Consider the following 25,185-nt stretch of genomic DNA (forward strand, 5'->3'; position numbering starts at 1 on the left):
GGAATTCCCAGCTTTTATTCTTCTTCTGCGAGGGTTGAATGGCGGAACCCGTAAGTAAAGTAAATGACTAGACCAACTAAAAGAGCAATGCCAAAGGCAATCCAGGTATCTAGACTATATTGAAGCATAAAGGAAACACAGATAAGAATGGAAAGAATTGGTAAAAGTGGCACCAAGGGAGTTTTAAACTCTCCCTCTTTTGGCATACCCTTATCCTTTCTGAGTTTTATTATTCCGTAGGCTAACAAAATCAGATAAGCTAGCGTACAAATATTTAAGAAGGCTGCAATACTAGCTAGAGGAAACACTCCTGCAGCAATAGCTGAAGCAACTCCTGTTAAGAGGGTTGCATTTTTAGGAACACGACTAGTCTTGCTTAATTGTTTGAAACTTTGGGGTAAAAATCCATCACGTGCTAAACTATAAATCATCCGAGACAAAGCGTAAGTCATGGAGATACATACGGTTATCAGGGTTAGAATGGCTACAAGCGAAACATAATTTGCTGCCCAGCCGATACCAATACTCCGTAATGAAAATGCTACTGCATCGTCCACATTGAGCTTACTGTAGTGAACAATCCCTGTCAATACTAAGGTTACCAAAGCATAGAGAATGGTGACGATTGTCAGAGAAAGGACGATTCCGCGGGGAATATTTTTTTGCGGACTTTGAATTTCATCAACTGCCATGGAAATAGACTCAAATCCGAGAAATCCAAAGAACATCAAAGATGCACCCGCCATAATACCAGTACTTCCACCATATAGTTGACCAAAACCAAATGGAGCAAAATTCGTCCAATTTTCTGGCTTGATGTACCAAATACCAACTAGGATAAATAAGGCTAGAGCTGAGAATTTCAAGACCACTAAAAGCGAATTAAATCTCAAAGCTGCCTTAGAATTTAATAAAACCAATCCCGTTACCAACGTAAGTACTAAAATCGGCAGAAGATCGATATAGGTTCCCTGTTCAGGGTTAAAGGTTCCATTCAAGGCTTGGGGCATGGAGATACCATAATTACTGAGCAATCCCTTAAAGTAAGCTGCCCAGCCAGACGCCACACCTGAAACAGCCGTCATGAATTCCATGATGGTCAGCCAGCCAGCAATCCAGGCTGGCAATTCTCCTAGAATCGCATAGAGGTAACTATAAGCACCACCAGTTGCAGGAACACGAGAGGCAAATTCTGCAAAAAAGAGGGCTGATAGAGAAACACACAGGGCAGAAATCACAATGGAAATCACTAGTGATGGACCAGCTAGGGTAGCCGCTGCTGTTCCTGTAATGGTGAAAATCCCCGTCCCCACCATAGCACCAATCCCTAGAAGAATCAAATCCCACAATTTCAAATGGCGATGCATCTCTGTCTGTCTCAGACTAACATCCTTGGTTCTAAAAATATTCATACTTCATCTCCACTAAATGTAATTGTTTTATTTTACCATATAAAAGTATTTTTGTGAATATTTATTAGGTTCTTTTTTAAAAAAATTCTGAACAGAAAGGATTCCTGTTCAGAATTTGCATTTTTACCCAGTAATTCTTTCAATTAGTTACTCATCAAGCGATTAAGCTCAACAGTATACCCCATTGAAAGTTTTTGGGGATTTGGGATTTTTTAAACTTCAAAGTAAGGGAACGGACGGTCACTATCTAAAGGACGATGTGGAACTTCTTGTTCCAGAATAGCGCGCCAACCAGATACCAATTCTTCAAAAGTCAGTTGTGCTTCTGGAGAAGCTGTTGTCAGCTTCCGACCAAACCAAGCCATGGTTGCAGTTTCAAATTGAAGCATAGCGTACTGGATTACTGGTACATTTGCCTCTTCATAATTTTCATTTGCTGCACGTGCCACACCTGGTGCTTGTGGAAGGAGTTGATTGCTGATTTTATCAATAACAGTCTCATCCATCTCTCTCCATGAAAGAAGTTGACCATTTACCTGATAAAAGAGCTCAAAGGTTTCTTGATTTTCTTTGAAATTAGTAAGAACAAAAGCACGTTCTACCGCCTCAGGACCACCAGCAGCTTTTACAGCGTTTATCAAGAAGTTTTGTTCCATTTGTCGCCAATAATCATCTGCTTCTTCTACTAAATCAATTGTAAAAGGTGGAACAATTTCCTCGACAGGAATTTCACCTTTATTCGCTTTTTCAACATTACCGAATAATTTTTTTAAAAATCCCATTTGCTTCTCCTTTTTGGATTTATCCGACTGAACCTTCCATTTCATAGCTAATCAAGCGGTTCAGCTCAACTGCGTATTCCATTGGAAGTTCTTTAGTGAAGGGCTCTACAAATCCCATAACGATCATCTCAGTAGCTTCAGATTCTGACAAACCACGACTCATGAGGTAGTAGAGTTGTTCCTCTGAAATCTTAGATACCTTGGCCTCGTGTTCCAAAGCAACTTGCGAGTTGTGAATTTCATTAAACGGAATGGTATCTGACGCTGATAAGTCATCCATGATAATGGTATCACACTCGATGTGAGAAACAGATTTCTTAGAGTTCTTGTTAAAGGTTACTTGTCCACGATAGTCCACCTTTCCTCCGCCTTTAGCAATGGATTTAGACACGATAGACGAGCTTGTATGTGGAGCGTTGTGGATCATCTTGGCACCCGTATCTTGGTGTTGCCCTGCATTGGCAAAGGCGATAGAGAGCATGGTTCCACGCGCTCCTTCTCCATCAAGGTAAACAGACGGGTATTTCATGGTTGTTTTAGCACCCAAGTTACCATCAATCCACTCAACAGTCGCATCTTTCAAAGCTTTGGCACGTTTTGTTACCAAGTTATAGACATTATCAGACCAGTTTTGGATGGTTGTATAACGCATATAAGCTCCGTCCAAAGCGAAAATTTCTACAATGGCAGCGTGCAAGCTGTTACTTGAATAAGTTGGCGCTGTACAGCCTTCTACGTAGTGGACGCTTGCTCCTTCATCAACAATAATCAAGGTACGTTCGAACTGACCTGTATTTTCGTTGTTGATACGGAAGTAGGTTTGAAGTGGAATATCTACCTTGACACCTTTTGGCACGTAGATAAAGGTTCCACCCGACCATACTGCAGAGTTGAGGGCTGCCAACTTGTTATCAGTCGGTGGTACCAACTTCGCAAAGTATTGTTTAAACAAGTCTGGGTATTCCTTGAGGGCAGAATCCGTATCTGTAAAGATAATACCCAATTTCTGGAACTCTTCCTTCATGTTATGGTAAACCACTTCTGACTCATACTGGGCAGAAGCTCCTGCTAGATAAGCACGCTCAGCTTCTGGAATCCCAATACGTTCAAAGGTTTCTTTGATTTTCTCAGGAACTTCATCCCAAGAACGGGCAGGTTTATCAGAAGGTTTTTGGTAGTAGATCAAGTCATCAAAGTCAATCTCTGACAAGTCTGCTCCCCAGGTTTGCATAGGCATTTTTTTGAAGGTTTCATAAGACTTCAAACGGAATTCTAACATCCACTCAGGTTCACCCTTAGCAGCAGATAATTCACGAATAACACCTTCGTTGAGTCCTTTTCCTGTCGATAGGACAGGCTCTACATCGTCATGGAAACCAAATTTATATTCACCAAGGTCAATTGGTTTTGGTTCTACTCTTTCTTCAGCCATAATATCCTTTCTTTCATTATATATTTCTATGTTTCTTATTTATCTTCTTGATTTTCAATTGTCTTCTTAAGGGCATTCCAAGCTAGAGTTGCACACTTAATCCGTTGTGGGAATTTGGCAACACCTGATAAGAAAGCTGCATCTCCAAGTTGGTCTTGGCGGTCATCCTTTTGCCCTTGAACCATTTCAGAAAAAATGGTCGCAAGTTCTAAAATTTCTTGTTTGGTCTTGCCTAAAACTGCATCTGTCATCATACTAGCAGAGGCAGTTGAAATCGTGCATCCTGAATTTAGAAAAGCAATATCTTCCAAACGGTCCTCTGCGTCAAACTTGACAGAGAGGTTGATAACATCCCCACAGGTTGGATTATTGAGACTGATTTGCTCAGCGTCTTCTAACTTCCCTTGGTGATGTGGATTTTTCGAATGGTCTGCCACCACTGCCATATAAAGGCTATCTAGTTTAGAAAGTGCCATTGAAAAACTCCTTTGTCTTTTGTAGGGCATCGACTAGCTTGTCACAATCTGCCTTGGTATTGTAGATATAAAAGCTTGCACGAGCTGTTGCTGGGACTTCCAAATACTGAAGCAAGGGTTGCGCACAATGGTGACCAGCACGAACAGCCACTCCCTCATAATCCAGGGCCGTCGCAAGATCGTGAGGATGAAGATCGCCTAGGTTAAAGGCAATAACACCTGAACGTTGAGCCAAGTCCTGCGAACCGTAAATGGTCAATCCCTCAATTGCCTGCAGTTTTGGATAGACGTACGCAATCAATTCCTGTTCATGCGCTTCAATGGCATCCATACCAATCTTTTCCAGATAATCAACTGCAGTCGCAAGTCCAATAGCTCCTGCCATATTTGGCGTTCCAGCCTCGAATTTCCAAGGCAATTCCTTCCAACTAGCAGATTGCTCGTAGACAAAATCAATCATCTCGCCGCCAAATTCTACTGGAGACATTTGATTGAGATATTTTTCCTTGCCATAAAGAACACCGATACCAGTCGGACCAGCCATCTTGTGACCTGAAAAGGCAAAGAAGTCCACATCCAAGTCCTGGACATCAATCTTCATATGAGGTGTAGACTGAGCTCCATCCACCACCATAATAGCACCAACTTTATGTGCCATTTGAGTGATTTCCTTGATCGGATTGACCACACCAAGAACATTGGAGGCGTGAGCTAGAGAAACGAACTTGACCTTGCCCGTCAATTTAGCTCGCAAATCCTCCATATCCAGAGCCCCGTCCTTGAGATAAACATAGACAAGCTCTGCTCCAGTCTTGCGACAGGCCTCCTGCCAAGGAATGATATTGGAATGGTGTTCCATGACAGAAATCAAGACCTGGTCTCCCTCAGTAAGAATTTCCTCAGCAAAGCGTGCCACCCAGTTAAGGCTGGTTGTCGTTCCTCTGGTAAAGAGAACTTCCTTTGTAGAGCCTGCATTGATAAACTTACGAATGGTTTCACGAGCCGCCTCATAGGAAGCTGTCGCCCGCTCCGCCAAGGTATGAACCCCACGATGAACATTTGCATTGTCCTGCTCATAATAGCGGTTAATCGTTTCCAGAACTGCTAGTGGTTTTTGTGTCGTCGCAGCATTGTCCAAATAGACCAACGGTTCATCGTTAACGATCTGGTCTAAAATCGGAAAATCCTTGCGAATCGCTTCTACATCTAACATAGGCTTCCCCTTAGCGTTTTGACAATTTTTCTTCGATGGTTGCAATCATTTCATCACGAACTTCCTTGACTGGAATCTCCACGATAACAGAACCAAGGAAACCACGAACAACCAAACGCTCTGCTGTTGCTTTGTCCAAGCCACGGCTCATAAGGTAGTACATGTCTTCTGGATCAACTTGTCCGATAGAAGCCGCGTGACCTGCAGTAACGTCATTTTCATCAATCAAAAGAATTGGGTTGGCATCTGAACGCGCTTGGTCTGAAAGCATGAGAACACGGCTTTCTTGTTGCGCATCTGCTCCCTTGGCACCCTTGATAATGTGTCCAATACCATTGAAGGTCAAAGTTGCTTTTTCAAGGATAACCCCATGTTGGAGGATATTTCCGATAGAGTTGCACCCATAGTTAGTCACTCGAGTATCAATCCCTTGCACCTGACGGCCACTTGAAAGAGCTACGACTTTAAGGTCAGCATGGCTACCATTTCCAATCAAATCGCTATCAAAATCAGCAACAACATTTCCTTCGTTCATGACACCGATTGCCCAGTCAATGCTTGCATCGTTTCCTAGTTTACCACGACGGCTAATATAGGCAGTGACGTTCTCACCTAGACGGTCAATCGCAGCAAACTTCACTTGCGCGCCTGAACGAGCAATCACTTCTACTGTGATATTGGCAGTTGCTTTGGCACTACCTTGGCCACGAGACTCAAGACGTTCAAGATAGCTTATTTTAGAGTTTTTACCCGCAATGATAAGGATATGCTTGTTAAATGGCACATCGCTATCGCTGTCTTGGTAGAAAATTCCTTCGATTGGCTCTGTAATCTCAACGTTATCAGGAATGTAGAGAACAGCACCACTGTTAAAGTAAGCAGTGTGGTAGGCTGCTAACTTGTCATCGTCATACTTAACAGAAGACATGAAGAATTCCTCAATAAGCTCTGGAATTTCTTCTAAAGCTGAATGGAAGTCTGTAAAGACTACCCCTTGTTCTGCTAACTCAACTGGAGTTTGCTCAAAAACAGTTTGCGTTCCTACTTGCACCAACTTCAAGTGATTATCTAGAGCTGTGAAGTCTGGAACATTTGCTGAAGGTTCACTTTCTGTGATGGTTCCATCTCCCAGATTCCAACGGTGAAATTTGACACGCTCAATAACTGGTAATTCCAAACTCTCAATCTTATCAAAAGCTTTTTGACGGAGGTCAGCCAACCAGCTTGGTTCAGCGTGCATTTCTGAAAAAAGTTTAATATTCTCTTTAGTCATTTACTTCTCCTAAAAGATACGAGGGAATTACAATTCTTCCTTGTAGTCGTAGCCAAGTTCTTCAGCTAGTTTTGCGTATCCTTCACGTTCCAAACGGGCAGCCAATTCTGGGCCACCAGAAAGAACAACACGACCTTCCATCATCACGTGTACCACGTCTGGTGTGATGTAGTTCAAGAGACGTTGGTAGTGAGTGATGATCATGGCACCAAAGCCTTCACCACGCATGGCATTGACACCTTTCGATACAACTTTAAGGGCATCAATGTCAAGACCTGAGTCAATCTCATCCAAAAGGGCAAAAGTTGGTTCCAACATCAAGAGTTGAAGAATTTCATTGCGTTTTTTCTCACCACCAGAGAAACCTTCGTTGAGGTAACGCTCTGCCATTTCTTCTTTCATGTTGAGCAATTCCATTTTCTCGTCTAGTTTAGTGATAAACTCACGAACTGAAATCTTTTCATCATCTTCTTTACCAGCATTCATGGCTGCACGAAGAAACTCTGCGTTAGTAATTCCAGGGATTTCTGATGGGTACTGCATAGCCAGAAAAAGTCCCATACGCGCACGCTCGTCCACTTCCAACTCAAGGATATTTACACCATCAAACAAGACCTCACCTTTAGTAACTTCATAGTTAGGGTTACCCATAATAGCTGCTGAAAGAGTTGATTTACCCGTACCATTTGGTCCCATAATGGCTGCGATTTCTCCTGTTTTCAGAGTCAGATTGACTCCTTTCAAAATTTCTTTTCCTTCAATCTCAACGTGAAGATCTTTGATCTCTAATACTGACATGATAGTTCCTTTCTTTTTCAAACATTTTGCTCAATACCTTAGGAAATTGCTTACAATCCCTAAAAAATAGGACAAAAGGTCAATAAATATACTCTACTAGTATAACAAAAAAAAGCCTAAAAGGCTTTGATTTTGTCTAGAAGCTGGGGCTAATCCTTGCGGTTTAGGTGCTGATCAATAGCGTCTACAATTTTTCCCATCAGGTAACTTAACCTAAAGTTTCGAAAGAGAAGAATTGCCCAAAAAGCTGCCATAACGTAGCGACCAGTCATCAAGGATTCATTGAAAAAATAAGTCTCAGCTGCCGTGAATAACGCTATTATGATAAATTGTTGTCTATTCATAAGATTATTGTATCATGAAATCCACTTTTAGTCTTCTTCAACCATGACTTTATCAGCCAGAAATTCAAATCCTTCTGGAATCAGGCTCTCTTCTTCCACCACTTGGTCAGCTTGAGGAGACTTGTTTTTAGCTGAAAATGCTGCTCGAACCTCTTTCCATTCCTCTAGAGAAATAGCCAGAATCTCAGGTGAAAATCCAGCTGCCTGGCTGAGAATATTGCCAAACATAGTATTGAGATTATCTCTTTTCATGGTTTGACCAGCATTGAAATTAGACTCAAAGGCTAAAATAGCATGGTGTTCATTGGCCGCAACTGGTTGAGAACCTACGAGAAGAGCCTTATCTGGTCCAGCTAAACTTTCAATCACTTCTCCCCACGCATTCTGTAGGCGAATCAAGTTTTGACGTGCCAAATCAGGATTTTCAACAGCTTCTTGTAGGATAGCCTGAACCTTATTACGGTCTACTCGATAGACTGTCTTGGAAGTTGCTGGACGGCTAGGGACTGGCACCACTTGTTTAGGAGCTGTTCCAACATTAGCAAGTTCTTGTTTGAGACGAGCGACTTCCTGTCTTAGTGTAGCTATTTCTCCTTCAACTGCTTCTGAAAGAACTGGCTCAGGCTTAATCTCAGCTAAACGAATAGTCATCATCTCAGCATAAATCTTAGGTTGCAGGCTAGCTTTCATATCCGCCAAGCTCACAGTCGCTATTTGAATCATTTCAAAGAGACTTTCCTGAGACAGAGCTAGATTGTCCATAAAAACTGGACTATGATGAGTATTTTCGCCACCTGTCTGAACAACTAGTAGATCACGCAAATACTGCAAGAGATCTGTCACAAAACGAGTCATGCTCTTGCCATTTTCAAACAAAAGATTCAAAGAATCAAGCGCTTTTGGAACATCCTGCTGAGACAAGGCGGCTACGTAATCATCAAGTGCTGATAGACTAATGGTGCCTGTAATCTCCTCAGAGATAGCAGTCGTGAGCTCATTTCCCTGTGTCAAACTCAAGGCTTGGTCCAGAATAGACAAGGCATCCCGCATTCCACCTTCAGCTCGTCTGGCAATGATTTCTACAGCATCTGGTTCAGAACTGATATTTTCTTTTTCTAAAATGTGATGAATATGTGCCGTGATATCTTGCGTTCGAATCGATTTAAACTCAAAACGTTGGACACGCGATAAAATAGTTGCTGGAATCTTGTGCAATTCAGTAGTCGCCAAAATAAAGACAACGTTCTGGGTTGGTTCTTCTAGGGTCTTCAAAAGCGCATTAAAGGCTCCTGTAGACAACATATGAACCTCGTCTATGATATAGACCTTATAACGTGCCAAACTAGGTGCATAGGTAGATTTATCACGAATTTCACGGATTTCATCGACTCCATTATTCGAAGCCGCATCCATTTCGATAACATCTTCTAAACTACCTTCTGTCACTGCCTGGCAGATATAGCAGTTATTACATGGTTCTCCGTCCACTTGGTTCGGACAGTTCATTGCCTTGGCAAAAATCTTGGCTACACTGGTCTTCCCAGTTCCACGAGGACCCGAGAAAAGATAAGCATGACTAATCTTTTCCTGCTCGACCGCTTGTTTTAGGGTTTTAGCCACAACTTCTTGACCTACTAGTTGTGAAAAAGTTTGACTTCTATATTTTCGATAAAGTGCTTGATACATTAGGCTTTCTCCTCAAACATTGTAAAGTCCCATTCTGTCTTCTCAAGCAAAATAGCGACAAATTGTTCCAAGTAATCACGGTCAACAGCATTGTAATCATCAATAAGTGAAGAATCCAGGTCTAAGACACCCAGCAATCGACCATTCTTGAGCATGGGAACTACGATTTCACTCTTTGCCATACTATCACAAGAAATGTAGTTTGGATAGGTGCTCACATCGCCTACTAAAACAGTCTCTTGAAACTCAGCAGCTTCTCCACATACTCCTTTTCCAAGCGGAATACGAATGCACGAAACACCACCCTGAAAAGGCCCTAAAACCAACTCGCTACCATCAAACAGATAAAATCCTGCAAATACAGTATTCGGAAAGCGAGATTTTAGGAGGGCACTAGCATTCGAAAGATTGGCAAGAACATTGCTCTCACCTTCAAGTAAATAAGAGAGTTCCTCATTTAAAAATTGATATTGTGATTGTTTTTCTGAATCTAACATAGAACTATTATATCAAAAATGAGAAAGAGACAAAAGAAAAATCCCTTGTTTTAAACAAAGGATTTTGTGATTATCAATTTGATTAAAGTTCGATATCACCGAACAAATCAGCCATTGAGAATCCTGTTTGTGTTTCTGGAAGTTCGAAATCACGTTTTTCTTGACGTTTTGGACGACGTGGACGAGCAGCACGTTTTTCTTCTTTTTGTCCTTCTTCTTGAGCTGGACGTTCTTCAAGAGCTTTGATAGAAAGAGATACGCGTTCTGCGTCAGCGTTAACATCAAGTACTTTAACAGTAACTTCTTGACCAACAGTAAGAGCTTCTTTTGGATTTTCGATACGTTTGTGTGAAATTTGTGATACATGAACAAGTCCATCGATACCTGGCAATACTTCAACAAATGCACCGAAGTCAGTCAAACGTTTAACTGTTCCTTCTACTACATCACCTTTAGCCAATTTTTGCTCAACGCCATCCCATGGTCCAGGTGTTGTTGCTTTAAGTGAAAGTGATACGCGTCCTTCTTCTTCGTTAAGATCAAGGATCTTCACTTCGATTTCTTCACCAACAGTTACAACTGATTTAGGTGATACGTTACGTTCGTGTGACAATTCAGTCAAGTGAACCAATCCATCAACTCCACCAAGGTCGATGAAAGCACCAAAGCTAGTGATACGAGCAACTTTACCAGTTACGACATCACCAACAGCCAATTTACCGAATACTTCAGCACGAGCTGCTGCAGTAGCTGCTTCAACAACTTCACGACGTGAAAGGATGAAACGGTTTTCTTTAGGATCAACTTCTTTGATTTTAGCATCAAATTCTTGGCCTACGAAACGCTCAGTGTTACGTACGAAACGAGTATCCAACATTGAAGCTGGGATAAATCCACGAACACCTTCAAATTCTACTGCAAGTCCACCTTTAACGGCACGAGTTCCTTTAACAGTAACAACTTCTTCTTCGCGTCCTACAAGTTTGTCCCATGCTTTGCGAGCTTCAAGGCGTTTTTTAGATACAAGGTATGTAACTGTATCAGTATCTTTACCAACTACTTGACGAAGTACAAGAACATCCAATACTTCTCCTACTTTCACAAAGTCATTGATATCTGCATCGCGATCGTTTGTCAATTCGCGAAGAGTCAAGACACCTTCAACACCAGTCCCAGAGATTGCAACGTTAGCTTGAGTCGCATCAACTGTCAATACTTCAGCACTAACAACATCACCAGGCTCAACTTGGCTAACGCTATTTAGCAAATCTTCAAATTCGTTCATCTAAAAAATCCTCCAACAATCAAGTTTTTCCAAACTTGACATACTTATAATTTTTTTCCTAAGCACCCGCAAAGACATGTTCATATCGTTCACGTCTTTCAATTATAAAAATAAAATACCCTAAGATATTTTTCTTTTTATCTTGAATTTATTACCTAAGAACTGGGGTAGCTGGATTCGAACCAACGCATGAGGGAGTCAAAGTCCCTTGCCTTACCGCTTGGCTATACCCCATTGATAAATGGAGAGAGAGGGATTCGAACCCCCGAACCCGAAGGAGCGGATTTACAGTCCGCCGCGTTTAGCCTCTTCGCTATCTCTCCAATGTTTAACGAGAACTATTATATCATGAAATTTTCAATAAAACAAGTATTATTTTGTCAAATTATAGTTTTCAATCAAAATTTCCACAGCTTTTTCAAGTTTTTTATAAAAACTATCGACATTTCCATTCTTTATGATGGCAAATTGGTTATCTAATTCGGCAATTTCTCCAATGACCTTTTTCCCGATCGTCAAAACGTATCCTTCATAGCTGTCTTTTCCAACAGTCACTTTTGCATCTGTTAATTGGATTTCAATTTTCTTATCTTTTTTACTCATACTGTACCTCTTTTCACTTTTTCTATTGTACAAGAAAAAGCTAAAACTAGCAAGAAAAAACTCCATTTCAGCTATTACAACTGCTATGGAGCTCTTCTTTATTTCATATCTTTTAGTCCACTTTGACAATCCATCCCTCTGGTGCTTCCACATCACCAAATTGGATACCAGTCAATTCATCATAGAGTTTACGTGTAACAGGACCTACTTCTGTTTCACTATAGAAAACATGGAAATCATCACCATGTTGGATGCCTCCAATTGGCGAAATAACCGCTGCTGTTCCACAAGCACCTGCCTCTACAAAACGCTCCAAATTATCAATTGGAACATCGCCTTCAATCGGAGTCAAGCCCAAGCGGTGTTCAGCCAAGTAAAGCAATGAGTACTTGGTAATAGATGGTAAGATAGATGGGCTTAATGGCGTTACAAATTCGTTGTTCTCTGTAATTCCAAAGAAGTTGGCTGATCCGACTTCTTCAATCTTTGTATGTGTAGATGGGTCTAAGTAGATAACATCTGAAAATTGACGTGACTTGGCCATTTTACCTGGGAGGAGGCTAGCAGCATAGTTCCCACCTACCTTGGCCGCACCTGTACCATTTGGAGCTGCCCGGTCGTATTCATCCTGAATCAAGAAATTTGTTGGGACTAAACCACCTTTAAAATAGTTACCAACCGGCATAGCAAAGATGGTGAAAATATACTCTTCTGCAGGTTTTACCCCGATAATATCTCCAACACCAATCAACAGTGGACGAAGATAAAGGGTTCCACCTGTTCCATATGGTGGGACGTATTCTTCATTTGCACGCACAACTGCTTTACAAGCTTCTACAAACATTTCTGTCGGAACTTGTGGCATCAAAAGACGGTCGCAGGTACGTTGCAGACGCTTGGCATTTTCGTCAGGACGGAACAGTTGAACACTGCCATCCTTGGTTCGATAGGCTTTCAATCCCTCAAATGCTTGCTGTCCATAGTGGAGACTTGGAGAAGACTCTGAAATATGCAAGGTTGCATCCTCTGTCAATTCTCCTTGATCCCATTGACCATTTTTGTAGTGAGCGATATAACGGTAAGGTAATTTCATATAAGCAAAGCCAAGGTTTTCCCAATCAATTGCAACTGTCATGTGTTTCTCCTTTATACTATTCAAACTATGTGTTCTATTCTACACTTTTCTAGTAAAATTTCAAGTATTATTTGTAATTTTCTGAAAATTTTTTCAACATAAAGAAATCAGCCCTCTGGACTGATTCTTTTTACGAATTTGTTTTGTCCTCTTTAAAGACTTCTTTGAGGTAAGCATCGAAAACTTCTTCATCTGAAATCGTGTCTGAAATAAAGCTTCCATTGCTAGTGCGTTCAGACAAATTCAAATCTTGCAATCGGCTCTCATAGATTGTTCCCTTGTTAGATTGGACAAGCAGCGTTTGGTCGTTTTCTTCTACTTCTGTACTAAAAAGATCACCAACGAAACCTTGCTCTGCAACTGCTCCTGCTAAAAAGACACGGTGCGGTTTGTTTTTCAACTCACGCAAGACTTGTAGGCCTCGTTTAGCACGGCTGGTCGCTGGAATTTCCTCAATGGAAACACGTTTCAAGCTTCCACGTTGGGTCAAGAGGTAGAAGGATGAGGTGTTACAGATAAAGGCAGACTGAAGCGCATCATCTGCTTTCAGGTTCATAGCCTTGACACCCGCAGCCTTGGCACCAACAACCGGAACCTCTTCGATATTGAAACGAAGGGCATAACCGTTTTGACTAATCAAGAGAACATCATCCAGTTTAATTGGAGCCACTGCTACAATTTGGTCTGTCTCGTCTTTGAGTTTAGCGTACTTAACAGACTTCGACTTGTAGGTCCGCCATGGAGAGAATTCTTTGCGTTCTACACGCTTGATTTGACCAAGTCGAGTCGCTGCAAAGTAAGTTGTCGCATCATCAAACTGATCCACTACTTCCACATAAAGGATTTCTTCATTCGTTTCAAAGTTTGTGATGGTTTGACTCAAATGCTCTCCGATGTCCTTCCAGCGAATATCTGCCAATTCATGGATTGGTCGATAGATGACATTCCCAAGAGTCGTGAACATCAAGAGATGCTGGGTTGTCTTGGCAGATTGAACAAAGATCAAACGATCATCATCACGCTTGCCAATTTCTTCCAGAGTGGATGCCGCAAAGGAACGTGGGCTAGTACGCTTGATATAGCCTGCCTTAGTCACGCTGACATAGGTATCTTCCTCGGCAATCAAACTAGCTGTGTCAATCTCGATTGCTTTCGCAGTATCTTCCAAAGTACTCAAACGTGGTGTCGCAAATTTCTTCTTGACCTCACGAAGTTCTTTCTTCATGAGATTGTACATAGTCCGTTCATCACCGATGATAGCCGCAAGCATGGCAATCTTTTCACGCAATTCTGCTTCTTCTTCCTGCAAGACAACCACGTCTGTATTGGTCAAACGATAAAGTTGTAAGGTAACGATAGCTTCGGCTTGCTCTTCTGTAAAATCATAGCTGACCTTGAGGTTTTCCTTGGCGTCAGCCTTGTTCTCAGAAGCACGGATAAGGGCAATGACTTCGTCCAAAATCGAAATCACGCGAATCAAACCTTCAACGATATGGAGACGTTTCTCAGCCTTTTCCTTATCAAAACGGGAACGTGCCAAAATCACTTCACGACGGTGGGCGATATAGCTAGATAAGATTGGAACAATTCCAACCTGACGAGGTGTGAAATTGTCAATCGCCACCATGTTAAAATTGTAATTGATTTGCAGGTCAGTGTATTTAAAGAGATAGTTAAGAACCAGCTCCGTATTGGCATCTTTTTTTAGCTCAATAGCGATACGAAGACCGTCACGGTCAGACTCATCACGAACTTCAGCAATACCAGCTACCTTGTTATTGACACGAACATCATCAATTTTCTTGACGAGATTAGCCTTATTGATTTCATAAGGAATCTCAGTGATAACGATTTGTTCCTTACCACCTTTTAGCTTTTCAACCTCCGTCTTAGAACGAACAACCACGCGCCCTTTCCCAGTTTCATAGGCCTTCTTGATTTCATCACGCCCTTGGATGATAGCTCCTGTAGGAAAATCTGGCCCAGGCAAGAATTCCATGAGTTTGTCCACCTTGGCTGTTGGATGGTCAATCATGTAGACTGTCGCATCGATAACCTCAGCCAAATTATGTGGTGGAATGTCCGTAGCATATCCAGCTGAAATCCCAGTCGAGCCATTGACTAAAAGATTGGGGAAGGCTGCTGGCAAGACAGTTGGTTCTTTCTCGGTATCGTCAAAGTTCCAAGCAAAGGGAACTGTCTTTTTCTCGATATCCTGAAGAAGATAACCAGCAATCTCAGACAAACGCGCCTCAGTATAACGCATTGCCGCAGGCGGATCTCCGTCCATAGAACCGTTATTACCGTGCATTTCAACTAGAATCTCACGATTTTTCCAGTCCTGAGACATACGAACCATGGCATCATAGATAGAACTGTCACCGTGTGGGTGGAAATTCCCCATGATGTTCCCGACAGACTTGGCAGACTTACGGTAGCTCTTGTCAAAAGTATTGCCATCCTTATTCATCGAATAAAGAATGCGACGCTGAACCGGCTTCAACCCATCACGAATATCTGGCAAAGCCCGGTCTTGAATAATGTACTTGGAGTAGCGACCAAAGCGCTCTCCCATGATGTCCTCAAGGGACATGTTTTGAATGTTACTCATATATGATACAGAGCCCGTAAAATACCAAGTGTAAAGATAAATTCTTGAAGTAAGCTCTCAAAAGAATTTATTTTTTTACACAGTATCTAGAGCATGTTCAACTCCTTTCAAAGAATATAGAGTAGGTTTTAAATAGAGAAAAGATGAAAGGTCTAGGGATTTTAGTTTCTCATAACTAACTGTATCTATTATTCTAGCCATTTTTCATAGGAAATAGCGTAGGCTTTAAATCCCTTGCGCTCATAAATCCACTTTGCACTATCATTCCACGAGTAAGCATGAAGTTTAACACGCTGGATATTAGTTCTCTTCAGCCACTCCATACAGTCGTCCAACAACATATGCCCAATTCCTTTCCCTCTAACAGAGGCGCTGACAAACAGTTCATCAATCAGTCCTATTTGACCTGTTCCATTATCCGCAGTTGCGTCTTCATCATATACCCTTGCCAAGCCATAACCTACAATATCTTGATGATATTCAGCTAAAATAATGTATGTTCGTCCATCATCTCTATTTTCAAATGTTTTTAGTGCCTGGCTTTTAATAGCTTCAAGAACCTGCGAATAATCATCGTATGTTGATTTTTCATCATGGTGTTGCCTATTGAATCGGCTTAGTGCAGATGTCAGTTCGACAAAAATTTCTTTATCATTTTCGCGTGCTTCACGAAGTGTAATAGACTGTTTGTTATGCTTCATGACTGATTGCCTTTCTCTTTTGTAATAGCTAGCTGAAATAGTGTATGAGACCAGCGAACCTAAAGTTGCATAGCGAAATTTAGAGTCTAAGTCTCTCTTTAGCGTACCGAATCATTTTTTCTGCAGTTTCTTTATCATAAGGAAAACCAGTCTTGACAGAGAAAGTATGAGCTTCTTGGTGGAAAAGTTGCATCGTAGCAAACAAAGACTGAGTGATTTTATCTATACTTGAAAAATCAAGCACAACAGAGAATTCTTTCTCTTTCTCAGCAGGTAGATAGTTAAAGAGATATTTATAGTTCTTGCCGATATCAACAGTTCCTCTAGCACTTGCTACCTGCCAAGCCAAGACCTTCAAGAGTTCTTGCTGGCAAATACCGTAAAGATGGTCCGTTGCATAAATGACTTGCTCGCGACAGATTCCCTTGACCACATAGGCTGATACCCACCAAAATTCATTGCAGGCTTTTTCGAAATCTGTCTGACTAGCTGGATTCGTCCAGTAACGCTGAGTATTTGGAGAATAAGGCGAAAATAAGCCCTTAGGGTCCTCTAGCACCGTGAAATCCGCTTCGCTTTCTACCCACTCCTTGATATACTCTTTAGGACATAGAGTCAAATCAATACGGTTGCCATCTTCAAAGAGCATGAGATAGAGACGACGGTTGCCTAGGATATTATGCTGCTCAATGATACGAGCGCCAAACTGGTCCAACCAAGCAAGATTGCTTGTTAGAGTGTCTAAGTCATCCACAACATAAACCACGTCGTAATCCTGAAATTCATCTTTTGGTGCTTTTGTATCAGTTCGTGAACCAGACATGGCGACAGCCTCAACTTGTAAAGTTTTTGCAGTCTGTAAAATCACATCGAGCATTTCTGTTTCTGTTCTCATTTTAATACCTTATTAGTTATTATTTTTTTGAGTGTTGTGAAAAAACATGTCTATAAAGTAGGCTATCTACTAGGTTCTTTCATTATCAAATTCTAAACCTATTTTTGATATGAGCTTTATAACTTTCTTTCACCTAGCTATTAAAATTTTTCACCTTGTACTATAAACCGATCTAAATATTAAATAATCACTAACAATTAGTTGATTTACTAAGTTAGTAATCATAAAGAAATATTTTCTCTCGATACAATAACTTGTTAGTCATTAAAAACATGAGAAAAATTAGGAACAATAAAATCACATGAAGAAGATAACACATTATACGACATTATCTATAACAATATACATACCTATCTTCCCTGAAATCATTATTGGTTCTTTTCGTTGTTTTCAATAAATTAGAAACTTTTAAGAAAATCAGTTCTGCCATTTCATCGCAACACGAAAGCAACTCATCAAGAATTTCTTCAGCTTTATAATAACAATCTTGGTCACAAGCTAATGGGTGAAATCGTGGCACTATGAAAAAATTATGCTTCTTCAAAAATCTTGTTCTTACATTTAATTCTCCATCGATTGTTTGTAACATACCGTTTTCAGTAAATCTTTTAGTATTATAACTTGTTATAGGATAATAATCACCATCAGAATAAGCGTAGTCTTTAGTAATACTATTCGATTCGCAATCATCTGCATCCCCTCTTATCTTTGCTGGAACATCTCCATCAACCTCAATCATAATAAACTTATTCCAATACCCTGGAGAATTAAAAGCCACCAATCTGTTGATTTTTATTTCATAATATAACGTTGAATTAGCTATTCTCATAAGTATTTTTCCGTCTTCAAATTGTAATCTAGATATACCTTCATAAGAGGATCCTCTGACCTTCCGGATAGGTGAAACTTCTAAATAATTGAAATCTTCAAAGAAATTGGTTAAACGATTAATTATTACTTTTTGGTCATTATATACTTTAAAGTTCTTATTATCACAATCTGGAAAAGATTCATAAAATCTATTCTCAAAGAAAATTGAGGAAGCTAAATGGGGGATTGGTTTATCTTTAGAATTAACTTCTACTTGTTTACTGTCAAAATTTTGATTTTCTCCTCCTCCACTTACTTCTTTATTTTGAGAGTTCGAATTCTCAACTTGATTAGCTTCTATCAGATGATTCATAGTAGCAATGTCAGCTATTGTAAAATTAGATGCTTTTTTAACTTCTTCAATCAAGAGTTTATTCAATTCATCCATCACTTCAAAAAATAGAACAGAATTAAAGTCTTGACTACTAAACATTGATTTGAGATGATTTTTGAAATCTTCATAACCTTTATATTCACTGTTCAATGTATACCGAATTTTTATAAGCTCTTCAAAAACTTGATTTTCCTTCCAGACTTTGGCCATACCATCATAACTCGGATTTTCGGCATGTCTCTTGAATATATATTTTTCAAAATCGTTTACTGCATTTTGAATTTTTTGGGTTTCAAGTTTTTCATCTATTCCCAGCCCCTCTAAAAGCTTGTCCAAATCCATCCCAGTAAAATCAAAGAAAAAAGATATCAATTTTTGTTTATCCATACATTCTTCCCCCTAAAACACCATCTCCCCACTCTCCTCCAGCGTAAACTTGACATTGTCTTCAATCCACTTACGGCGTGGTTCAACCTTGTCACCCATGAGGACATTGACGCGACGTTCTGCGCGGGCTAGGTCTTCAATCGTAACACGGATGAGTGTACGAGTTTCCGGATTCATAGTTGTTTCCCAAAGTTGGTCCGCATTCATCTCACCAAGACCTTTGTAGCGTTGGAGGGTAGCCCCTTTACCGAACTGCTTACGGAGTTCTTCTAGCTCTCCGTCCGTCCAAGCGTAGGCCACTTCTTCTTTCTTGCCTTTGCCTTTGGACATCTTGTAAAGAGGCGGAAGGGCGATATAGACATGTCCTGCCTCAACTAGCGGACGCATGTAACGGTAGAAGAATGTTAAAAGAAGAGTCTGAATATGGGCACCGTCGGTATCGGCATCGGTCATGATAATGATCTTGTCATAGTTGGCATCTTCAAGGGAGAAGTCTGCACCCACTCCCGCACCGATGGTATAAATCATGGTGTTGATTTCTTCATTTTTGAGGATATCTGCCATCTTAGCCTTGGCTGTATTAATAACCTTACCTCGAAGGGGCAAGATAGCCTGGAACTTACGGTCACGGCCTTGCTTGGCAGAACCACCCGCAGAGTCCCCCTCAACTAGGTAGAGTTCATTCTTGGCAGGGTTTTTAGACTGGGCTGGAGTCAATTTTCCAGATAACAAGCCCTTGTCTTTTTTATTTTTTTTGCCATTTCGGCTCTCATCACGCGCTTTACGTGCTGCTTCACGAGCGTCACGAGCCTTGATAGCCTTGCGGATGAGATTGGAAGCTAGTTCTCCATTTTCCATGAGGAAGAAAGTTAATTTTTCTGCGACAATGCTATCAACAATCGGGCGAGCCAGTGGACTGCCTAGTTTGTCCTTAGTCTGTCCTTCAAACTGAAGGTGCTCTTCAGGAACCAGAATAGAAAGAACGGCTGCTAGTCCCTCACGGTAGTCCGACCCTTCAAGGTTTTTATCTTTTTCCTTGAGAAGTCCCGTCTTACGCGCATAGTCATTCATAACCTTGGTAATGGCGGACTTGAGTCCTGTCTCGTGCGTTCCACCATCCTTGGTACGAACGTTATTAACAAAGGACAAGATGTTATCTGAAAATCCATCATTGTACTGGAGGGCTACTTCTATTTGGAAACCATTTTCTTCCCCTTCAAAGTATAGAACCGGTGTCAAGGTTTCCTTGTCTTCATTGAGGTAAGAAACAAAGTCTTGTACCCCGTTCTCATAATGAAATTCGATTGCTTCATCTGTTCGTTTGTCTGTCAGAGACAAGGTCACATTTTTTAAGAGAAAGGCTGACTCATTGAGTCGTTCTGAAATGGTATTGTATTTGAAGTCAGTCGTAGAAAAAATCGTCGCGTCAGGCATGAAAGTGACTTTGGTACCTGTCTTAGACTTGGGTGCTGTACCAATTTTTTTCAAGGTTGTAACAGGTTTTCCACCATTTTCAAAACGTTGCTTGTAGACTGTACCGTCACGAGTAATTTCAACTTCTAGCCAACTAGAAAGGGCATTAACGACTGAAGATCCCACTCCGTGAAGACCTCCAGATGTCTTATAGCCACCTTGACCGAATTTCCCTCCAGCGTGGAGAATGGTAAAGATAACTTCAACAGTTGGAATTCCCATGGCGTGCATTCCCGTTGGCATCCCACGTCCGTGGTCTTGAACCGTTAAACTCCCGTCTTTATTGATGGTCACATCAATGCGATCACCAAATCCAGACAAGGCTTCATCGACTGCATTGTCCACTATTTCCCAGACCAAATGATGGAGACCTGCTCCGTCGGTCGATCCAATGTACATCCCTGGACGTTTACGGACCGCATCCAACCCTTCTAGCACCTGAATGGCGTCATCATTGTAGTTATTAATATTGATTTCCTTTTTTGACACAAGGAACCTCCTATTTGTTCATCTTTTCTATTTTACAGGTTTTCTAGCGATTTTGCAAAGCTTTTCCCTTTCAGCTGTCACAATTTCACAGGATATTCTCTGACTTTCTATACCATTTCATGGTATAATAGTACTATGATGACATTTGTATTATTAATTTTAGCTTATCTGCTAGGTTCGATTCCGTCTGGTCTTTGGATTGGACAAATCTTCTTTCAAACAAATCTGCGTGAACATGGTTCTGGAAACACCGGAACAACCAATACTTTCCGAATTTTAGGTAAAAAAGCGGGTATGGCAACCTTTGTGATTGACTTCTTTAAAGGGACCTTGGCTACTCTACTTCCTATTCTTTTCCACCAACAAGGTGTATCACCTCTCGTCTTTGGACTTTTGGCCGTAATTGGACATACCTTTCCTATCTTTGCAGGGTTTAAAGGGGGCAAGGCTGTCGCAACAAGCGCTGGAGTTATTTTCGGATTTGCGCCTGTCTTCTGTCTCTACCTGGCAATCGTATTCTTTGGAACCCTCTATCTAGGCAGTATGATTTCACTGTCTAGTGTTACTGCTTCTATCGCAGCCGTTATCGGAGTTCTCCTATTTCCACTATTTGGTTTTATCCTAAACAGCTATGACCCTCTCTTCATTTTAATTATCCTAGCACTTGCTAGCTTGATTATCATTCGTCACAAGGATAATATCACACGTATCAAAAACAAAACTGAAAACCTCGTTCCTTGGGGACTAAACTTAACCCATCAAAATCCTAAAAAATAAAACGCCAGTTTAAACTGACGTTTTTTTGTATGCTTATTTTGACTTGATGTAGTTGATACCGTCTGCCTTAGGTGCAACTGCTTTTCCAAAGAAGGCTGCCAAGACAAGAATGGTCAAGACATAAGGCGCGATTTGAAGGTAAACCGCTGGCACTCCTTGTAGGAAAGGCAATTGAGAACCGATAACTGCCAAACTTTGTGAAAGTCCAAAGAAGAGACTAGAAAGCATAGCACCAATTGGGTTCCATTTACCAAAGATCATCGCAGCAAGGGCGATAAATCCAGGACCGACAATAGTTGTCACTGAGAAGTTTACTGAAATGGATTGAGCATAAATCGCTCCCCCAATTCCCCCAAGGAAACCTGAAATAATAACCCCTAAATATCTCATCATGTAGACATTGATCCCCAAGGTATCCGCTGCTTGAGGGTGTTCACCGACAGAGCGAAGGCGAAGACCAAAGCGTGTCTTAAAGAGAATAAACCAAGCAAGGAAAGAGAAGGCAATCGCTATATAACCTAGTAGACTAGTAGACTTGAAGAAGATATCTCCAATCACTGGGATATCAGCCAAAACCGGGAAATCAAAACGTCCAAAAGTCTGGCTTAAGTTATCCGTTTGCCCTTTGTTATAAAGAACTTTAACCAAGAAAACCGCTAGGGCAGGAGCCATCAAGTTCAATACTGTACCACTGACAACATGGTCCGCACGGAAATGAACTGTAGCGACTGCATGGATGAGGGAGAAAATAGCTCCCACGACACCAGCAACTAACAAGGAAATCCAAGGAGTCGCTGCTCCAAGTTGTTCTGCAAACTCAAGGTTAAAGACAACCCCAGAAAAGGCTCCCATAACCATAATTCCTTCAAGACCGACGTTAACGACACCACCACGTTCAGAGAAAACTCCTCCGATACTCGTAAAAATAAGTGGTGCTGAATAAATTAGCATAGAAGAGACCAAGAGGGTGAGTAATGTTGTAATAGACATCCTTACTTACCTCCTTTAACTTGTTTTTTAGGTTTGACAAAGCGTTCGATAATGTAGTGAACACTGACAAAGAAGATAATAGACGCTGTTACAATGCTAACAAGCTCAGACGGAACTTGTGCTGCGTTCATACCTGGTGCACCAACTTGTAGAACACCAAATAAGAAGGCTGCAAAGAGAATTCCAATTGGTGAATTTCCAGCAAGCAAACTAACTGCCATCCCGTTAAATCCGATAGCTAATGATGATCCCTGAACGTAAACGTTTTGGAAGGTACCAAGACCTTCGACCGCTCCACCAAGACCAGCCAGAGCACCAGAGATAATCATTGATAGAATGATTGTACGTTTTGCTGAAATACCAGCGTACTCTGAAGCATGGGGGTTAAGACCAACTGCACGAATTTCAAAACCGAGAGTCGTTTTCTTGAGCAAGAACCAAATCACACAAACAGCAATGATTGCAAAGAAGATTCCGATATTCATACGAGAATTTCCAGTCAACTCTGATAACCATGGTGTCTGGTATGTAGCATTGGCACTAACACGAATCGTTGAATCTGTACTTTGCATAATATCTTTAGGAAAGGCATGAATAAAAGCATTTCCCACATACAATACAATGTAGTTCATCATGATGGTCACGATAACCTCTGACGTACCGAGATAGGCTCTGAGGATACCTGGAATCGCACCAACAATTCCACCTGCGATCAAAGCAATGATCACTGTTAATGGAATCAAAACGAGACGAGGCATATCTGGATTTGACAAGGCAAACCAACCACTGAGGATCCAACCCGCAAGAGCCTGACCAGGAAGCCCAACGTTAAAGAAACCTGCACGGCTGGCAACTGCAAAACCAAGACCTATCAAGATAAGAGGACCCATGGCACGGAAAATTTCTCCAATCCCACGGAGGCTACCAAAAGCTGTATAGAACAACTCCTCATAGCCCCAGATAGCATCATATCCGAAGATCCACATGACAATGGCTCCGAGCAAGATTCCTAAGAATACGGAAATCAAGGGAACCGAAATTTGTTGTAATTTTTTAGACATCACTCTTCTCCTTTCCCAAGTTTCCACCTGCCATCAAGACACCAAGTTCTTGTTTGTTAGTCGTTTCTGGCGATACAATACCTTGAATCTTACCATCGTGAATAACAGCAATTCGGTCTGAGACATTTAAAATCTCATCCAATTCAAAGCTGACAACAAGGACAGCCTTCCCGTTATCACGTTCTTCAATCAAACGTTTGTGGATATATTCAATGGCACCGACATCCAAACCACGAGTTGGCTGGCTGACGATAAGGAGATCAGGATCACGATCAATCTCACGAGCAATAATCGCTTTTTGTTGGTTTCCTCCTGAGAGTGCAGCTGCAGGGACAAATTCACTGGCAGCACGGACGTCAAACTCTTCCATCAATTTCTTAGCATGCGAAGTGATATTGGCATAGTTCAAGATACCATTCTTGCTGAGTGGTTCTTTGTAGTAGGTTTGAAGAGCGATATTTTCTGAAATCATCATCTCCAAAATCAAGCCATCACGGTGACGATCCTCAGGAACGTGCCCCACGCTTAGTTCTGTAATTTGTCGAGGATGCATCCCCACGATCGATTTGCCTTTTAATTCAACGCTACCTGACTCAACCTTACGAAGACCAGTAATGGCTTGAATGAGTTCAGATTGACCATTGCCATCAATCCCTGCAATACCGACGATTTCACCAGCACGAACATCCAAAGAAAGATTTTTTACTGCTGGTACACCGCGGTTTTCATTGACAACCAAGTCTTTGATAGACAAGACCACTTCTTTGGGTTGTGGTTCCTGTTTTTCCGTTTTAAAGGAGACTGAGCGTCCAACCATCATTTCCGCCAAGTCCGCATTTGTTGCGCCTGCAATTTCAACCGTCTGGATTGATTTCCCACGACGGATAACCGTCACTCGATTCGATACTGCACGAATCTCATCCAGTTTATGGGTAATCAAAATGATGGACTTCCCTTCTTTGACAAGGTTTTTCATGATTGCCATCAACTCATCAATCTCTGAAGGAGTCAATACGGCTGTAGGTTCATCAAAGATAAGGATATCAGCACCACGATAGAGTGTTTTCAAGATTTCTACACGTTGTTGGGCACCAACGGAAATATCCGCCACCTTAGCAGCAGGATCCACTGCCAAACCATAACGTTCAGAAAGAGCCTTGATTTCTTTAGTAGCACCAGCTATATCTAGAACACCATTTTTAGTGATTTCACTCCCTAAAATGATATTCTCAGCTACTGTAAAAGCCTCAACCAACATAAAATGTTGGTGAACCATCCCAATTCCAAGACCAGCGGCTTTAGATGGTGAATCTAGTTTTACAACCTGACCATTCACCACAATTTCACCACTCGTTGGCTCAAGAAGTCCTGCCAGCATATTCATCAGAGTAGATTTACCCGCTCCATTTTCTCCTAAAAGTGCATGGATTTCACCTTTTCGCAGTTGCAAGTTGATTTTGTCGTTTGCTACAAATTCACCAAACACCTTGGTAATATCCCGCATCTCAATGACATTTTCGTGTGCCATATGCTCTTCCTTTCAGAGGTTTATTTTATTTCAATAAAACCTGCTAATCACATTAACAAGCTCTATTGAGACAAAAATTGCCTCAATTCTTAAAGAAGCGACCAATGGCCGCTTCCTAAGAAATGACTTTTAT

General features: G+C 41.2%; 22 protein-coding genes and 2 tRNA genes. 1 reads left to right on the forward strand and 23 read right to left on the reverse strand.

The window, feature by feature from the left end; all coding sequences use genetic code 11:
• Positions 1-14 precede the first annotated feature (14 nt).
• The 20 genes from B7717_RS08920 to parE all read right to left on the reverse strand — a co-directional run bounded on the left by B7717_RS08920 (position 15) and on the right by parE (position 20,696).
• The gene (locus tag B7717_RS08920) at positions 15-1,412 is read right to left on the reverse strand and encodes an APC family permease (protein WP_084944573.1); all 1,398 of its coding nucleotides are present in this window, start codon (positions 1,410-1,412) and stop codon (positions 15-17) included.
• Positions 1,413-1,624: 212 nt separating this feature from the next.
• Entirely contained in the window at positions 1,625-2,194 is a 570-nt protein-coding gene (locus B7717_RS08925) for a hypothetical protein (RefSeq protein WP_084944575.1), read from the reverse strand.
• A 19-nt stretch (positions 2,195-2,213) separates the two neighbouring features.
• On the reverse strand, positions 2,214-3,626 hold the full coding sequence (gene sufB, locus B7717_RS08930; protein ID WP_000797071.1) for a Fe-S cluster assembly protein SufB: 1,413 nt from the start codon (positions 3,624-3,626) through the stop codon (positions 2,214-2,216).
• A gap of 35 nt (positions 3,627-3,661) precedes the next feature.
• Complete coding sequence (gene sufU, locus B7717_RS08935) at positions 3,662-4,102, reverse strand: Fe-S cluster assembly sulfur transfer protein SufU (RefSeq protein WP_001218474.1); 441 nt, start codon at positions 4,100-4,102, stop codon at positions 3,662-3,664.
• Positions 4,089-5,315, reverse strand: coding sequence for a cysteine desulfurase (locus B7717_RS08940; RefSeq protein WP_084944577.1), 1,227 nt, complete (start codon positions 5,313-5,315; stop codon positions 4,089-4,091). Before B7717_RS08940 ends, sufU begins: the two co-directional genes overlap by 14 nt.
• 10 nt (positions 5,316-5,325) lie before the next feature.
• Positions 5,326-6,588 carry a Fe-S cluster assembly protein SufD gene (gene sufD, locus B7717_RS08945; protein WP_000159660.1) on the reverse strand — a complete coding sequence of 421 codons (1,263 nt, stop codon included), beginning with the start codon at positions 6,586-6,588 and terminating at the stop codon, positions 5,326-5,328.
• Positions 6,589-6,615: 27 nt separating this feature from the next.
• A complete protein-coding gene (gene sufC, locus B7717_RS08950) occupies positions 6,616-7,386 on the reverse strand; it encodes a Fe-S cluster assembly ATPase SufC (protein WP_000114489.1) in 771 nt (256 codons plus the stop codon).
• Between the two features lie 149 nt (positions 7,387-7,535).
• Positions 7,536-7,730, reverse strand: a complete 195-nt coding sequence (locus tag B7717_RS08955) for a DUF3272 family protein (RefSeq protein WP_001081604.1) — start codon at positions 7,728-7,730, stop codon at positions 7,536-7,538.
• A 27-nt stretch (positions 7,731-7,757) separates the two neighbouring features.
• Positions 7,758-9,416 carry a DNA polymerase III subunit gamma/tau gene (gene dnaX, locus B7717_RS08960; protein ID WP_084944578.1) on the reverse strand — a complete coding sequence of 553 codons (1,659 nt, stop codon included), beginning with the start codon at positions 9,414-9,416 and terminating at the stop codon, positions 7,758-7,760.
• A complete protein-coding gene (locus B7717_RS08965; protein WP_049479375.1) occupies positions 9,416-9,913 on the reverse strand; it encodes a GAF domain-containing protein in 498 nt (165 codons plus the stop codon). Before B7717_RS08965 ends, dnaX begins: the two co-directional genes overlap by 1 nt.
• 82 nt (positions 9,914-9,995) lie before the next feature.
• Positions 9,996-11,198 carry a 30S ribosomal protein S1 gene (rpsA, locus tag B7717_RS08970; RefSeq protein WP_049479376.1) on the reverse strand — a complete coding sequence of 401 codons (1,203 nt, stop codon included), beginning with the start codon at positions 11,196-11,198 and terminating at the stop codon, positions 9,996-9,998.
• A gap of 162 nt (positions 11,199-11,360) precedes the next feature.
• Positions 11,361-11,432, reverse strand: a tRNA-Gln gene (locus B7717_RS08975).
• Positions 11,433-11,440: 8 nt separating this feature from the next.
• Positions 11,441-11,521 (reverse strand) — tRNA-Tyr (locus B7717_RS08980).
• A gap of 49 nt (positions 11,522-11,570) precedes the next feature.
• A complete protein-coding gene (locus B7717_RS08985; RefSeq protein ID WP_000037105.1) occupies positions 11,571-11,801 on the reverse strand; it encodes a DUF2969 domain-containing protein in 231 nt (76 codons plus the stop codon).
• Positions 11,802-11,913: 112 nt separating this feature from the next.
• Positions 11,914-12,951 (reverse strand): branched-chain amino acid aminotransferase, encoded by a 1,038-nt coding sequence (locus B7717_RS08990; RefSeq protein ID WP_301391138.1) that lies wholly within the window; start codon positions 12,949-12,951, stop codon positions 11,914-11,916.
• A 115-nt stretch (positions 12,952-13,066) separates the two neighbouring features.
• Complete coding sequence (gene parC / locus B7717_RS08995) at positions 13,067-15,547, reverse strand: DNA topoisomerase IV subunit A (protein WP_084944582.1); 2,481 nt, start codon at positions 15,545-15,547, stop codon at positions 13,067-13,069.
• 188 nt (positions 15,548-15,735) lie between these two features.
• Positions 15,736-16,248: a GNAT family N-acetyltransferase gene (locus B7717_RS09000; protein WP_049479702.1), complete on the reverse strand. Its 513-nt coding sequence runs from the start codon at positions 16,246-16,248 to the stop codon at positions 15,736-15,738.
• Positions 16,249-16,327: 79 nt separating this feature from the next.
• Complete coding sequence (locus B7717_RS09005) at positions 16,328-17,143, reverse strand: aminoglycoside 6-adenylyltransferase (protein ID WP_049520709.1); 816 nt, start codon at positions 17,141-17,143, stop codon at positions 16,328-16,330.
• A 328-nt stretch (positions 17,144-17,471) separates the two neighbouring features.
• Positions 17,472-18,734: a hypothetical protein gene (locus B7717_RS09010; RefSeq protein ID WP_049479700.1), complete on the reverse strand. Its 1,263-nt coding sequence runs from the start codon at positions 18,732-18,734 to the stop codon at positions 17,472-17,474.
• A gap of 12 nt (positions 18,735-18,746) precedes the next feature.
• Positions 18,747-20,696 carry a DNA topoisomerase IV subunit B gene (parE, locus tag B7717_RS09015; RefSeq protein WP_000037298.1) on the reverse strand — a complete coding sequence of 650 codons (1,950 nt, stop codon included), beginning with the start codon at positions 20,694-20,696 and terminating at the stop codon, positions 18,747-18,749.
• A 135-nt stretch (positions 20,697-20,831) separates the two neighbouring features.
• On the opposite strand from parE, the gene plsY reads away from it, so the two are divergent.
• Positions 20,832-21,473: a glycerol-3-phosphate 1-O-acyltransferase PlsY gene (gene plsY, locus B7717_RS09020; protein ID WP_084944584.1), complete on the forward strand. Its 642-nt coding sequence runs from the start codon at positions 20,832-20,834 to the stop codon at positions 21,471-21,473.
• 33 nt (positions 21,474-21,506) lie between these two features.
• Here the strand turns inward: plsY and B7717_RS09025 are convergent, their stop codons facing one another.
• From B7717_RS09025 to B7717_RS09035, 3 genes are read right to left on the reverse strand one after another with little or no spacing between them, the layout of a single operon-like run.
• Positions 21,507-22,463, reverse strand: coding sequence for an ABC transporter permease (locus tag B7717_RS09025; protein ID WP_000029138.1), 957 nt, complete (start codon positions 22,461-22,463; stop codon positions 21,507-21,509).
• Positions 22,464-22,465: 2 nt separating this feature from the next.
• Complete coding sequence (locus tag B7717_RS09030) at positions 22,466-23,524, reverse strand: ABC transporter permease (protein WP_049479697.1); 1,059 nt, start codon at positions 23,522-23,524, stop codon at positions 22,466-22,468.
• The gene (locus tag B7717_RS09035; RefSeq protein ID WP_084944586.1) at positions 23,517-25,052 is read right to left on the reverse strand and encodes an ABC transporter ATP-binding protein; all 1,536 of its coding nucleotides are present in this window, start codon (positions 25,050-25,052) and stop codon (positions 23,517-23,519) included. The genes B7717_RS09030 and B7717_RS09035 overlap by 8 nt, the downstream gene beginning before the upstream one ends.
• Positions 25,053-25,185 lie beyond the last annotated feature (133 nt).

Source organism: Streptococcus oralis subsp. oralis (assembly GCF_002096495.1).
GTDB classification, from domain to species: domain Bacteria; phylum Bacillota; class Bacilli; order Lactobacillales; family Streptococcaceae; genus Streptococcus; species Streptococcus oralis_CU.